This is a genomic window from Pseudomonas sp. Root562, assembly GCF_001427125.1.
Taxonomy (GTDB): Bacteria; Pseudomonadota; Gammaproteobacteria; order Pseudomonadales; family Pseudomonadaceae; genus Aquipseudomonas.
Genome location: NZ_LMGK01000004.1, coordinates 257,519 through 271,298, shown reverse-complemented (window position 1 = coordinate 271,298; position 13,780 = coordinate 257,519). Strand labels below are relative to the sequence as shown.

General features: G+C 59.8%; 10 protein-coding genes. 8 read left to right on the top strand and 2 right to left on the bottom strand.

Annotation, left to right across the window (positions count from 1 at the left end; translation table 11 throughout):
• Positions 1–74: 74 nt before the first annotated feature.
• A complete protein-coding gene (locus ASD60_RS06100) occupies positions 75–1,067 on the bottom strand; it encodes a 2-hydroxyacid dehydrogenase (protein WP_056853129.1) in 993 nt (330 codons plus the stop codon).
• 99 nt (positions 1,068–1,166) lie between these two features.
• Entirely contained in the window at positions 1,167–3,920 is a 2,754-nt protein-coding gene (locus tag ASD60_RS06095) for a response regulator (protein ID WP_056853128.1), read from the bottom strand.
• Positions 3,921–4,136: 216 nt separating this feature from the next.
• Here ASD60_RS06095 and ASD60_RS06090 point away from each other — a divergent pair, with 216 nt between their 5' ends.
• The 8 genes from ASD60_RS06090 (at position 4,137) to ASD60_RS06055 (ending at position 13,696) form a co-directional block, all read left to right on the top strand.
• Positions 4,137–4,856, top strand: a complete 720-nt coding sequence (locus ASD60_RS06090) for a response regulator transcription factor (RefSeq protein WP_056853127.1) — start codon at positions 4,137–4,139, stop codon at positions 4,854–4,856.
• Positions 4,846–6,261 (top strand): sensor histidine kinase, encoded by a 1,416-nt coding sequence (locus ASD60_RS06085; protein WP_056853126.1) that lies wholly within the window; start codon positions 4,846–4,848, stop codon positions 6,259–6,261. The genes ASD60_RS06090 and ASD60_RS06085 overlap by 11 nt, the downstream gene beginning before the upstream one ends.
• Positions 6,262–6,415: 154 nt before the next feature.
• On the top strand, positions 6,416–7,438 hold the full coding sequence (locus tag ASD60_RS06080; protein ID WP_056853125.1) for a PDDEXK nuclease domain-containing protein: 1,023 nt from the start codon (positions 6,416–6,418) through the stop codon (positions 7,436–7,438).
• Positions 7,439–7,545: 107 nt separating this feature from the next.
• Entirely contained in the window at positions 7,546–8,448 is a 903-nt protein-coding gene (gene cysM / locus ASD60_RS06075) for a cysteine synthase CysM (protein WP_056853124.1), read from the top strand.
• Positions 8,448–9,800: a 23S rRNA (uracil(1939)-C(5))-methyltransferase RlmD gene (gene rlmD / locus ASD60_RS06070; RefSeq protein ID WP_056853123.1), complete on the top strand. Its 1,353-nt coding sequence runs from the start codon at positions 8,448–8,450 to the stop codon at positions 9,798–9,800. The genes cysM and rlmD overlap by 1 nt, the downstream gene beginning before the upstream one ends.
• A 121-nt stretch (positions 9,801–9,921) precedes the next feature.
• Positions 9,922–12,165, top strand: coding sequence for a GTP diphosphokinase (relA, locus tag ASD60_RS06065; protein ID WP_056853122.1), 2,244 nt, complete (start codon positions 9,922–9,924; stop codon positions 12,163–12,165).
• Between the two features lie 126 nt (positions 12,166–12,291).
• On the top strand, positions 12,292–13,125 hold the full coding sequence (gene mazG, locus ASD60_RS06060) for a nucleoside triphosphate pyrophosphohydrolase (RefSeq protein WP_056853121.1): 834 nt from the start codon (positions 12,292–12,294) through the stop codon (positions 13,123–13,125).
• A 28-nt stretch (positions 13,126–13,153) separates the two neighbouring features.
• Complete coding sequence (locus ASD60_RS06055; protein WP_056853120.1) at positions 13,154–13,696, top strand: DUF2058 domain-containing protein; 543 nt, start codon at positions 13,154–13,156, stop codon at positions 13,694–13,696.
• The last annotated feature ends 84 nt before the right edge of the window (positions 13,697–13,780 follow it).

The window sequence follows — 13,780 nt, the reverse complement described above, 5'->3', positions numbered from 1 at the left end:
TCCTCCAAATATGCGCGATATGCTAGCACGGGCATTCGCGTTGCATGGTGCGGGCACATGACCTTCGATCAGGTTCAGTCACCTGTGACCAGGTTTTGCGCAGTGCCGGCGTTCCAGGTCGCAATGTTGTCGAGGGTGGTCGCGGCAATCGCGCCAAGGGCTTCGCGGGTCAGGAACGCCTGATGCGCGGTAATGATGACGTTAGGGAACGTCAGCAATCGCGCCAGAACATCGTCCTGCAACGGCAGGTCGGAACGATCCTCGAAGAACAGCTGCGCTTCCTCTTCATACACATCCAGCCCCAGATAACCCAATTGCCCGCTCTTGAGGGCGTCGATCAGCGCCGGGGTGTCCACCAGGCCACCGCGACCGGTATTGATCAACATCGCCCCCGGTTGCATGTGCGCCAAAGACTCGCGGTTGATCAGATGCTTGCTCTGTTCATTGAGCGGGCAGTGCAGGCTGATGATCTGCGATTCGGCCAGCAGTTGCGGCAAGCCCAGGTATCGGGCACCGAGTGCTTCGACCTGGGGATTGGGGTACGGGTCGTAAGCCAGCAACCGGCAGCCGAAACCGTTCATGATTTTTGCGAATGTAGCGCCGATCTGCCCGGTACCGACCACGCCGACGGTCTTGCCCACCAGGTCGAAACCGGTCAGCCCGTGCAGGCTGAAGTCGCCTTCGCGGGTACGGTTGTAGGCTCGGTGCAAACGACGGTTGAGCGCCAGGATCAGCGCCACTGCATGCTCGGCCACCGCATGGGGCGAGTAGGCCGGGACGCGCACCACCGCCAGCCCGAGGCGTTTCGCCGCTGCAAGGTCGACATGGTTGTAACCGGCCGAACGCAGGGCAATCAGGCGTGTGCCGCCCGCCGCGAGGCGTTCGAGCACCTGTGCACTGAGATCATCATTGATGAAGGCACAGACGACCTCGTGATGTTCGGCCAGCGCCACTGTATCAACGCTCAGCCGCGCCGCCTGAAAGTGCAGCTCGATACCGGGCGGCAGATCCGCGGCGAGAAAACTCTCGCGGTCGTAGTTCTGGCTGCTGAATAAAATCGTGCGCATGTGTTCTCCCTGAAGACTCAGCGTTTTCAAGATCAAAAGATCGTCGCCTGCGGCAGCTCCTACATTAGTCCTTCCCGCTACCAGCGTCTTTGCGCCAGGTCAGGCATTGATGCGCGCCTGGGCGGCCAGGCGATTGATTGCCCGGTCGAGTTCTTCGAGGGCGCTGTAGGCTTTCGGGTCCTGTTGCTTGAGCAGGGTTTCGCTGCGTTGGCAGGCGGCGCGCAGTTGCGGCACGCCGCAGTAACGGGTTGCGCCGTGCAGGCGATGGACACGTTCGATCAGCGCGTTGTGATCGCGGCTTTCCTGGGCCTGGCGGATCGCTTCACGGTCGGCTTCCAGCGACGCCAGCAACATCGCCAGCATGTCTGCCGCCAGATCGGCCTTGCCCGCGGCCAGACGCAAGCCTTCTTCGTGATCGAGCACTTGCAACTCAAAGGCACCGTTGTGGCTGTCGCTGGCGCGCTCCGGGCTATGGTTGCGCAGCGCCAGGCCACTCCATTTCAGCACCACCTGCGCCAGTTGCCGCTCACTGATCGGTTTGGTCAGGTAGTCGTCCATGCCGCTTTGCAACAAGGCGCGTTTTTCATTGGCCATGGCATGGGCGGTGAGCGCCACGATCGGCAGCGGTGTGCAATGCCGCTCGCTCTCCCACTGGCGGATCGCCTCGGTACTTTGCCGTCCGTCCATTCCCGGCATCTGCACGTCCATCAGCACCAGGTCGAAGGTCTCGTTTTGCACCGCTTTGACGGCTGCGTAGCCGCTTTCCACGGCGAGCACCTTGGCGCCCATGTCTTCGAGCAACGTCTGCACCAGCAGCAGATTGGCCGGGTTGTCGTCAACGCACAGCACTTTAGGCGCGCGACTGGAAACCGGTTCGCCGGGTTCGCTGCGAATCTGGCGCGGGTTGACCAGGTCGGACAGTGCGCGTCGTAACTTGCGGGTGCAGGCCGGTTTGGCCTGGAGCTGGCTGTGAGGGTTGGGCACCGAGAGGTGGAACAGCGTCTGCTCCGTGGTCGGGCAGAGCACCAGCACTTTGCAACCAAGGTGTTCGAGGTCCCAGATGTATTGATTAAGGCGCTCGGGCGGCATGTCATTGCTGGTGACGCCCAGCACCGCCAGGTCGATGGCCTGATCGGTCTGATGGACGCCAGTCACGCCATTGGTCAAGCTTTCCAGCGTGTTGAACGGCGTGACCGCGAGACCGCAATCTTCCAGTTGATGCTGCAGCGCCTGACGGGCCAGGTCATGGTTTTCCAGCACCGCCACACGACGACCCGACAGCGGCGGGCCGGGCAGGTCTTCGGCATCGTCGCGGGTTTTGGGCAGGCTCAGGCTGATCCAGAACTCCGAACCTTCGCCCGGTGTACTGTCTACACCGATCTCGCCGCCCATTTGTTCGATCAGTCGCTTGGAAATCACCAGCCCCAGCCCCGTGCCGCCCGGTTGCCGGGACAGTGAGTTATCGGCCTGACTGAAAGCCTGGAACAGCGCGCGTACGTCCTGGCTCGACAGGCCGATGCCAGTGTCCTGAATACTGATGCGCAGTTGCACACTGTCATCGTGTTCTTCTTCGAGCATGGCCCGGGCGACGATGGTGCCTTCGCGGGTGAACTTGATGGCGTTGCTGACCAGGTTGGTGAGGATCTGCTTGAGCCGCAGCGGGTCGCCGACCAGCGACAAAGGCGTGTCGCGATACACCAGGCTCACCAGCTCAAGTTGTTTGGCGTGGGCAGCGGGGGCAAGGATGGTCAGGGTGTCCTGCAGCAGATCGCGCAAGTTGAACGGAATATGGTCGAGCACCAGTTTGCCGGCCTCGATTTTCGAAAAGTCGAGGATCTCGTTGATGATCCCCAACAGGCTGTCGGCGGACTTTTCGATGGTGCCCAGATAATCGAGCTGGCGCGGGGTCAACTCGCTTTTCTGCAGCAAATGGGTAAAACCGAGAATACCGTTGAGCGGCGTGCGGATTTCGTGGCTCATGTTGGCCAGGAATTCGGATTTGATCCGGCTCGCCTCCAGTGCCTCCTTGCGCGCCAGGTCGAGTTCGATGTTCTGGATCTCGATGGTTTCGAGGTTCTGGCGAACATCTTCGGTGGCCTGGTCGATGCTGTGCTGCAATTCTTCCTGGGCATTTTGCAGGGTGCCAGCCATGCGGTTGATGCCCGATGCCAGTTCGTCCAGTTCATGACTGCCAAGGGGTGGCAGCCGGGTTTCCAGATGACCGTCCTTGAGTTGGGCTACGGCCTGCTTGATCTGGGTCAGCGGCCGGTTGATGGTGCGGCCCATGCGCAAGGCAAGCAACGCCGCGCCACCCAGGCCGGCGGCGATCATCATCAGGCTGGCGAACAGGCTGCGGTAACCGCGCAGCAACATGCCATTGTGCGACAGTTCGAGCTCGACCCAGCCCAACAGGCGATCGGCCTCATCGGGTATCACATCGCCTGCCAGATTACGATGCTTGCCGAACACCGGCAGCAGATAACGCGTCGCATCGCTGCCACTGCGCCGCAACATTTGCGAACCATCGCCCAGCGGCGCCTGGTTGAGCATGGTCGGTCCCGCATGGGCCAGTAACGTGCGGTCAGGTGCGAGGAAAGTTACGGCACGCACGTCCGGCTGCTCGAGGGATTGCGTAGCGATGCGTTCGAGCAGCTCGTTGTTTTTATGGCCCATGGCCGGCGCTACCAGCGGCGCCAGTTGCTCGGCGATCATTTCGCCACGTTGCATGAGTTGGGTTTGCAAGTCCGATTGCTGCATCCAGGTGAAATAACCACCCAGGACCAGCGCCATGAGGCTGGTCGGCAATAGAGTCAGCAACAGCACGCGGCCTTTGATTCCCAGTTTCTTGAGCACGCATCTCTCCTGCATCCAGCTATCGATAGTCCTGCACTCGCGTGTGGCATGCACCACCTGCGCAGTGTAGCGATTTGCTGGCGGGCAATCTTCGTAAAATTGATGTCGTCGTTCGTCGGCCAGTTCGGGCCTTTTCAACGGTTGCGCAAAGTGTCGGGTTGCCTCAGGCGAAGCAATCTTCAATAATTATCAACTGAGAATTATTTGCAGATACTCATGACTCCCATCGCCTCTGGTCATCCGCGCATCCTTTCCATCGAAGACGATCTCGTGCTCGGTGCTTATGTCCATGAGCATCTGGGCCGCAGCGGCTTTCAGGTGACCTGGTGCCAGAACGGCCAGGAAGGCCTCGCCGCTGCCCGCGAGCAAGCCTTCGACGTGGTGTTGATGGACATTCTGTTGCCCGGACTGGACGGGTTGTCAGTGCTGACGCAATTGCGCCAGAGTCACTCCACCCCGGTGTTGCTGATGTCGGCGCTGGGGGCCGAAGCGGATCGCATCAGTGGCTTTAGCCTGGGGGCTGATGATTACCTGACCAAGCCGTTCAGCATGGTCGAGTTGCGGGTACGCATCGAAGCGATCCTGCGCCGCGTCGCCCTCGACCGTCGGCCGACGCCGGCAGCGATTGCGCCGCCGCGGGACAGCTTGCATTTCGACGATGAACAGTCCGAGGTTTTTTACGGCGAGCGAGCCGCCGGCCTGACCCGCAGCGAATACCGCTTGCTGGAAACCCTGAATCGCAATGACGATGAAGTGTTGAGCAAAGCCTTCCTTTATCAACATGTCCTGCAACGCGGTTACTCTGCCCATGACCGCAGTCTGGACATGCACATCAGCCAGATCCGCCGCAAGCTCAAGGCCATCGGCTATACCGAACGCGAAGTGCGGACGGTCTGGGGCAAGGGCTACATTCTGAGCGCCAGTGATGAAATGTAATGTGCCGGGCCGGCACTCGCTATTCTGGAAGCTTGCCTGTTTGCTGGTCGCATTCTGTTTGCTGATGATCTGGTTGAGCTGGTCCTGGGGTCGTTATATGGAACAGCGCAATCAGTTCCTCTCCGATGATGCCCGCAGAACCCTGACGCACTACGCCGCCGAAGCCGAACAAGCCTGGCAGTTGCGCCAGAACGCCGGCATCGATGACTGGTTGCAGGCGATGCATCAGCGGGAAAAAGGCTGGGTCGGTGTCATCGGCGGTGATTTGCAGTCTTTGAGCAACCAGTCACTTTCGGACAAGGAAATCGAGCGCCTGACCTTCCTGCGCGGATTGGATTGGCCGATCCACAAAAAAGGCCGGCCGTGGATGCGGGTACCGTTCCCTGGCGACCCGTCCACCGGGAGCCTGGTAATCGAGTTGCCCGAACGCTTTCTGCCGGGACAATATCGGGTGTTCTGGCGGGTGATCACCAACGGTGTGATTCCGGGCTTGTTCACATTGCTGTTATGCGTCGGGCTGTATCGCCTGTTGGTGGTACCACTCAATCACTTGCGTGCTCAGGCCAATGCCTGGCGGGCCGACCAATTGAGTGTGCGGCTGTCGAGCCGCACGACCAATCGTACCGATGAGCTGGGTGAACTGGGCAGAGCGTTCGATCATATGTCCGAACGTCTGCAAAGCACGGTTGCGTTGCAACAGCAATTGCTGCGCGACCTGTCCCACGAATTGCGCACACCACTGAGTCGCCTGCGGGTAGCCAGTGAAAGCGAGCAGGGCCTGGAGTCGTTACGCGAACGTATTGGTCGTGAAGTCGACGGCATGCAGCGATTGGTGGAAGACACGCTGCAACTGGCCTGGCTCGACACCGAACGCACCCGATTGCCTGATGAAGCGATCCAGGTCCAGGCATTGTGGGAAATGCTCACCGAAAACGCCTGCTATGAAAGCTGCTGGCCGAACGGGCAGTTGCTGTGTTCGGTGGACGCTTCCTGCTGGGTTCGCGGCCATCTCGATACGTTGGCCCAAGCGCTGGAAAACATGTTGCGCAATGCTATTCGTCATTCACCCAAGGGCGGCATCGTCCTCCTTGGTGGCCGGCGTGACGGCGAGTACTGGCATCTGTGGCTGGAGGACCAGGGTGGCGGCGTGGCGCAAGCAGATCTGGAACGGATCTTCCTGCCTTTCACCCGCCTCGATGGCTCGCGGCCCGGGGACGGCGGGTTTGGTCTGGGCCTTAGCATCGCGAGGAATGCGGTGCAGCGACAGGGCGGGCAGCTGTGGGCCGAGAATACGGGTAGCGGGTTGCGGATGAACATGCGGCTGATCGCGGATGAAAGCCAAGTCAGTGATAGCGCTTGCGCCAGCAAGACTGCGCCTGCACTGGCGTCCCTTCAAACCCAGTAAGTGCGAGCTGCAAGGTCAGCCAAGCCCTCAACATCTGCTCACGCCGGAGCGTTCCGGCATTGTTGAACGACATTTCCGAAAGGGTATCAGCGGCATTTTCATACTTCCTTGACCGATTAAGCTCTGGCCTTCAATCAACCTCAAGGAACAGAACATGACTGCACCGGACGTAACCAGCGGCACATCAGATGATCGTTTCAGCGAAGTGCTCGCGCTGATCCACGGTGCCAGACAGCAGGCCATTCGAGCGGTCAATACGCAACTGATCGAGTTGTACTGGCAGGTCGGTGCTCATATCAGTCGCAAGCTGGAACGGGCCGAGTGGGGCGATTCCGTGGTCGGTCAATTGGCTGAGCATCTGGCAAGGACGCAACCGGGGTTGCGCGGGTTTACCCGGTCCAATCTGTTTCGCATGCGCCAATTCTATGAGATTTACCACGCTGAAGAGAAAGTCGCGCCACTGGTGCGACAATTATCCTGGTCGCATAACGTGATGATCTTTGGCCAAAGCAAACGCCCTGAAGAACGCGAGTTCTACCTGCGCATGGCGATTCAGGAGAAGTGGTCGAAGCGGGAACTGGAGCGCCAGTTCAAGGCAGCATTATTTGAGCGCAGTGTTACTCAGCCGGCAAAAATCTCAACAGCACTGAAACAAACCCACCCCTCGGCGCTGGAGATTTTCCGTGACGCCTACATGCTCGAATTTCTCGACCTGCCCGGCGCCCATGCCGAGACCGATTTGCATCAGGGGCTGCTGGCGCGTCTCAAGGAGTTCCTGATCGAACTGGGCCGTGATTTCTGTTTTGTCGGCTCCCAATACCCGCTGCAAGTTGGCGGGCGGGATTTCGCCCTGGACCTCTTGTTCTTCCACCGGGGACTTAACTGCCTGGTAGCCATTGAACTCAAGGTCGGTCGTTTTGAGCCGGAGTATCTGGGCAAGCTGAACTTCTACCTGGAAGCACTGGACCGCGACGAACGAAAGCCTCATGAGAACCCTGCCATTGGAGTCCTGCTTTGTGCCAGCAAGGAAGACGAGGTGGTTGAATATGCGCTCAACCGCAGCCTGTCGCCTGCGCTTATCGCTGAGTATCAGGTACAACTGCCGGACAAACTGCTGTTGCAAGCCAAGCTGCACGAGTTCTACGCATTGAATGTCGGGCAAGCGGATGAGGACTGAGCCAGGGCTTATTCCTGTTAGCCATAAGCACCACACTTTGCGTGATATGGCCTTCGAACGTTTGCCGGTATGATAGGCGCCCCCGCAGTCTGGATTGCGAATACGCCATGACCTTGCAGTACCCAACCATCGCCGATTGCGTCGGCAACACTCCGCTGGTTCGTTTGCAGCGCCTGCCTGGCGCCACCAGCAACACCCTTTTGCTCAAGCTTGAAGGGAATAACCCGGCGGGTTCGGTCAAGGACCGTCCGGCGCTGTCGATGATCACCCGCGCCGAATTGCGTGGGCAGATCCATGCCGGCGATACGCTGATCGAAGCGACTTCGGGTAACACCGGTATTGCGTTGGCCATGGCCGCCGCGATCAAGGGTTACAAGATGATCCTGATCATGCCGGACAACTCCAGCGCTGAACGCAAGGCTGCCATGACCGCTTATGGCGCCGAGTTGATTCTGGTCAGCCAGGAAGAAGGCATGGAAGGTGCCCGCGACCTCGCCCAGCGCATGGAGGCCGAAGGCCGTGGCAAAGTGCTGGATCAGTTCGCCAATGGCGACAACCCTGAGGCGCATTACACCACCACTGGCCCGGAAATCTGGCGTCAGACCCAGGGCACCATCACCCATTTCGTCAGCTCCATGGGCACCACCGGCACCATCATGGGGGTTTCGCGGTACCTGAAAGAACAGAGCGACGCCGTGCAGATCATCGGCCTGCAACCGATGGAAGGCTCGGCGATTCCGGGTATCCGTCGCTGGCCCCAGGAATACCTGCCGAAGATCTATCAGGCCGATCGCGTGGACCGGATCGTCGACATGGCGCAAAGCGAAGCCGAAGACGTGACCCGTCGACTGGCCCGTGAAGAAGGCATCTTCTGCGGCGTGTCCTCGGGCGGCGCAGTGGCAGCGATGCTGCGTCTGTCCAAAGAAGTTGAAAACGCGGTGATCGTCGCGATCATCTGCGACCGTGGCGACCGTTACCTGTCGACCGGCATTTTCGACGCGCCCAACTGATGGCCAAACATGAAAGAGGCCTGCGCTTCCAGCCCACCGGCGGCAGCAAGGCCCCGCAAGTCCCGACCGGCAAAAAACAGCGCCTGACCATCGAGCGCCTGGCCAATGACGGTCGCGGTATCGCGTTTTTCGAAGGGCGTACCTGGTTCGTCATCGGCGCATTGGCCGGTGAAGAGATCGAAGCGCGTGTACTTGGCGCCCACGGCAAAGTGGTCGAGGCGCGCGCCGAACGGGTGTTCAAGGCCAGCGAACTGCGCCGCCCGGCACCGTGCGCCCATGCCGGCCGTTGCGGCGGTTGCAGCGTGCAGCATCTGCCACATGATGAACAGCTCGCCCTGAAACAGCGCATGCTCGCCGAGCAGTTGTCCAAGGTCGCCGGCGTCGAGCCCGAAGAGTGGGCTGTCCCGTTGAGCGGTCCAGAGTTCGGCTACCGTCGCCGCGCCCGCGTAGCCGTGCGATGGGACATGAAGGCCAAGATGCTCGAAGTCGGTTTCCGCGCCGCCGGCAGCCAGGACATTGTCGGCATCAATGAATGTCCGGTGCTGGTACAACCCTTGCAGCCGATCATGACCGGCTTGCCGCCGATGTTGCGCCGCTTGAGCAAACCTCAGGCACTCGGGCATGTGGAGTTGTTCAGCGGCTCATCACTGGCGGTTTTGCTGCGACACATGGCGCCATTGTCCGAAGGCGACCTGACCATTCTCAAGGATTTCTGTGCGCTCCATGAAGCCCAGTTGTGGCTGCATGGCGACGGCGAGCCGCAACCGGTCGAGGCCGGTCAGTCGCTGGGCTATCGTCTTGAGCAGTGGGATCTGGAGTTGGCTTATCGTCCAGGGGATTTCATTCAGGTCAACGCCGGCGTCAACGAAGCGATGGTTGCCCAGGCGCTGGACTGGCTGAAACCTGCGACGGATGAGCGGGTTCTCGATCTGTTCTGCGGTCTCGGCAATTTTGCCTTGCCGCTGGCCAAGGCCACTCGCGAAGTGGTGGCGGTGGAGGGCGTGCAGACGATGGTTGATCGGGCGGCGGCAAACGCGGCTAGCAATAATCTGCATAACGCGAAGTTTTTTCAGGCCGATTTATCCCAGCCGTTGACCGATGCCGAATGGGCGCGGGAAGGCTTTTGTGCGGTACTCTTGGACCCACCGCGTGACGGTGCTTTCGAGGTTGTGCGCAAGCTCAGGACGCTGGGTGCCGAACGGTTGGTATATGTGTCGTGCAATCCGGCAACTCTGGCGCGCGACACGGTCGAATTGATCAAGCAGGGCTACCGGTTAAAACGTGCCGGGATTCTCGATATGTTTCCTCAGACGGCACATGTCGAGGCCATGGCGTTATTTGAAGCGAGCTAGGATGCTCGTCTGGTCCGACTGGCCCGCCCGTGCAACCGCGCATCAGCCCGACGTGGGCGCACGGGCAACGAAGGTCAGCGATTTGACGCATTGAATCTGCGTCGTAGGGAAGGTAAGCAAGATGGTACAGGTGAGAGCACACCAGCCGATCAACACCGACGGCAGTATCAATCTCGAGGCTTGGCTCGATCATGCGGTCAGTGTCGATCTGGCGCTGGATCGCGAAGCCTTGAAAGAGGCTTGCGAGTTCGCTCGCGAGTCTGAGCAGCAGGCCAATGCGGCCAAGAATTTATGGTCGGAAGGCAACTCGAGTTTCCGTACCGGCCTTGAAATCGCCGAAATTCTCGCCGACCTCAAACTCGATCAGGATTCGCTGGTCGCTGCGGTCCTGTACCGAGGCGTGCGCGAAGGTCAGATCCCGTTGCCGGCGGTCAGCCAGCGCTTTGGCCCGGTGGTCGCCAAACTCATCGACGGCGTGCAGCGCATGGCGGCTATCAGCGACAGTCTGAGCCCGCGTAAATCCATGGTGATGGGCACTCAGGGCCAGGTCGAAAACCTGCGCAAGATGCTGGTGGCGATGGTCGACGACGTGCGTGTCGCCTTGATCAAGCTGGCCGAGCGCACCTGCGCGATTCGTGCGGTGAAAACCGCCGACGACGAAAAGCGCAACCGCGTGGCCCGTGAAGTCTTCGACATCTACGCGCCGCTCGCCCATCGTCTGGGGATCGGTCATATCAAATGGGAGTTGGAGGACTTGTCCTTCCGCTACCTTGAGCCCGATCAGTACAAACAGATCGCCAAATTGCTGCATGAACGGCGACTCGATCGCGAGCGTTTCATCAGCGAGGTGATGAGCCAGCTGAAAAACGAATTGCAGGCCACCGGCGTCGATGCAGACATCAGCGGCCGGGCCAAACACATCTACTCGATCTGGCGCAAAATGCAGCGCAAAGGTCTGGAGTTCAGCCAGATCTACGACGTTCGCGCCGTGCGTGTGCTGGTGCCGGAAATGCGCGATTGCTACACCGCGCTCGGCATCGTCCACACCCTGTGGCGGCACATTCCCAAAGAGTTTGACGACTACATCGCCAACCCCAAGGAAAACGGCTACCGCTCGCTGCACACTGCTGTGATCGGTCCGGAGGGCAAGGTGCTGGAAGTGCAGATCCGCACCCACGCCATGCACGAAGAAGCCGAGCTGGGGGTTTGCGCACACTGGAAGTACAAGGGCACCGACGTCAAATCCGGTTCCAATCACTACGAAGAGAAAATTTCCTGGTTGCGGCAGGTGCTCGAATGGCACGAGGAACTCGGTGACATCGGTGGCCTGGCGGAACAGTTGCGGGTCGATATCGAGCCTGACCGGGTCTATATCTTCACCCCGGACGGTCACGCCATCGACCTGCCGAAGGGCGCGACGCCACTGGACTTTGCCTACCGCGTGCACACCGAAATCGGTCACAACTGCCGTGGCGCCAAGATCAACGGGCGCATCGTGCCGCTCAACTACAGCCTGCAAACGGGTGAGCAGGTCGAGATCATCACCAGCAAGCATGGCACCCCGAGTCGTGACTGGCTCAACCCGAACCTGGGTTACGTCACCACCTCGCGGGCGCGGGCGAAGATCGTTCACTGGTTCAAGCTGCAGGCCCGCGACCAGAACGTCGCGGCCGGTAAAACCCTGCTTGAGCGCGAGCTCAATCGCCTCGGTCTGCCGGCGGTGGACTTCGACAAGCTGGCCGAGAAGGCCAACATGAAAACCGCCGAAGACCTGTTTGCCGCGCTTGGTGCCGGTGATTTGCGCCTGGCGCAGTTGGTCAACCTGGCGCAGCAATTGGTCGAGCCGGAACGCGGCAACGAACAGTTGGAACTCATCCCGCGCAAGGCGACCGGTTACAAGCCGGGCAAGCGCGGCGACATTCAGATCCAGGGCGTCGGCAACCTGATGACCCAGATGGCCGGCTGCTGCCAGCCGCTGCCAGGGGACGCAATCGTCGGTTACATCACCCAGGGCCGTGGCGTCAGCATTCACCGCCAGGACTGCGCATCGGTGTTGCAATTGGGCGGACGCGAGCCAGAGCGGATCATCCAGGTCAGCTGGGGGCCGGTGCCGGTACTCACGTATCCCGTCGATATTGTCATTCGGGCCTACGACCGTTCCGGTTTGCTGCGTGACGTTTCGCAGGTATTGCTCAATGAGCGGATCAACGTGCTGGCGGTCAACACCCGTTCGAACAAGGAGGACAACACGGCGCTGATGTCCCTGACCATCGAGATTCCGGGGCTGGATGCATTGGGGCGGTTGCTGGGGCGGATTTCCCAATTGCCGAACATCATCGAAACCCGGCGTAACCGTACGCCGTGAAGAACGACGCCGATCAACTGTGGGAGCTGGCTTGCCAGCGATGGCATCACCTCGATTTTCCTCAGAGATCGAGTTGTCCGCATCGCCGGCAGGTCAGCTCCCACAGGTCTTGTTGAGACTGACCCGATGTATTCACTTGAAGACTTGCTTCATCTGATGAACCGCCTGCGCGACCCGCAGTACGGTTGCCCGTGGGACATCAAGCAAACCTACGCCACCATCGTTGCGCATACCCTTGAGGAAGCCTACGAAGTCGCCGACGCCATCGAGCGTGGTGACTTCGATCATTTACAGGGCGAACTCGGCGACTTGCTGTTCCAGGTGGTTTATTACAGCCAACTGGCCCGGGAGGAAGGGCGCTTCGAGTTCGACGGTGTGGTCGACAGCATCACCCGCAAACTGATCCGCCGGCATCCCCACGTGTTCCCTACAGGTGATCTCTATGCGCCGCTGGATGTGCCTCGGTTGACCGAAGAGCAAGTCAAGCAACGCTGGGAAGAGATCAAGGCCGAAGAGCGCGCGGAGAAATCTGCGGCACCGCTGCAGCTGTCGTTGCTCGATGACGTGCCCGCTGCATTGCCGGCGTTGTCACGCTCGGCAAAATTGCAGAAACGCGCAGCGCAGGTGGGTTTCGACTGGCCCGATGCTCTGCCGGTACTCGACAAGGTCCGCGAAGAACTCGACGAAGTCCTCGAAGCCATGTCGCAAAACGATCCCGAGGCGGTGGCTGGCGAGATCGGCGACCTGTTGTTTTCCGTGGTCAATCTTGCGCGTCATCTGAAGATTGACCCGGAAACCGCACTACGTGGCGCCAATGGCAAGTTCGAGCGACGTTTCCGTTTTATCGAACAGGCATTGCGCGACACCCACCGACCCATGGAAGATTGCACCCTCGAAGAGTTGGACGCCTTGTGGGGCGAAGCCAAACGTCAGGAAAAGAATTTGCCCAGCTGCGGTTGAGCAGTTGCCTAAGTGAGTAATAAGCACCATGAGCATTTCCCTTCGCGACCAGTTGCTCAAAGCAGGGCTGGTCAACCAGAAGCAGGCCAAGCAGGTCAGCAAAGACAAACAGAAGCAACAGCGTCTGGCCCACAAAGGCCAGGTCGAACTGGATGATTCCCAGCAGCGTGCAGCCCAGGAAGCCATGGCCGAGAAGGTCAAGCGCGATCAGGAGCTCAATCGCCAGCAGAAGGAAAAAGCCGAAGCCAAGGCCCGTGTCGCGCAGATCAAGCAATTGATCGAGGCCACGCGCCTGCCGAAGCTGACGACTGAGGATTACTACAACTTCGTTGATGACAAGAAGGTCAAGCGTCTGTCGGTCAATACGCTGATGCGCAACAAGCTCAGCAATGGTTCGCTGGCCATCGTGCATCATGCCGGTGGTTATGAAGTCATTCCCCGTGAAGCGGCGCTGAAGATCCAGGAGCGTGACCCTCAGCGCATTGTGCAGCTGAACGTGAAGACGGAAGAAGTCGCAGCCGAGGACGATCCGTACGCGGCTTACCAGATTCCTGATGATCTGATGTGGTAATCCATCTGTCTTGTTAGCGAACTTACATGTTTGCTGGCAATTCACTTGATTTTTATATTGAGCCCGAAACATCGTATCGATACG

What these genes read in the sequence shown, in the direction of transcription:
- ASD60_RS06100 (WP_056853129.1), bottom strand. Translation starts at nt 1,067, where the DNA reads ATGCGCACGATTTTATTCAGCAGCCAGAACTACGACCGCGAGAGTTTT.
- ASD60_RS06090 (WP_056853127.1), top strand. Translation starts at nt 4,137, where the DNA reads ATGACTCCCATCGCCTCTGGTCATCCGCGCATCCTTTCCATCGAAGAC.
- ASD60_RS06085 (WP_056853126.1), top strand. Translation starts at nt 4,846, where the DNA reads ATGAAATGTAATGTGCCGGGCCGGCACTCGCTATTCTGGAAGCTTGCC.
- ASD60_RS06080 (WP_056853125.1), top strand. Translation starts at nt 6,416, where the DNA reads ATGACTGCACCGGACGTAACCAGCGGCACATCAGATGATCGTTTCAGC.
- cysM (WP_056853124.1), top strand. Translation starts at nt 7,546, where the DNA reads ATGACCTTGCAGTACCCAACCATCGCCGATTGCGTCGGCAACACTCCG.
- rlmD (WP_056853123.1), top strand. Translation starts at nt 8,448, where the DNA reads ATGGCCAAACATGAAAGAGGCCTGCGCTTCCAGCCCACCGGCGGCAGC.
- relA (WP_056853122.1), top strand. Translation starts at nt 9,922, where the DNA reads ATGGTACAGGTGAGAGCACACCAGCCGATCAACACCGACGGCAGTATC.
- mazG (WP_056853121.1), top strand. Translation starts at nt 12,292, where the DNA reads ATGTATTCACTTGAAGACTTGCTTCATCTGATGAACCGCCTGCGCGAC.
- ASD60_RS06055 (WP_056853120.1), top strand. Translation starts at nt 13,154, where the DNA reads ATGAGCATTTCCCTTCGCGACCAGTTGCTCAAAGCAGGGCTGGTCAAC.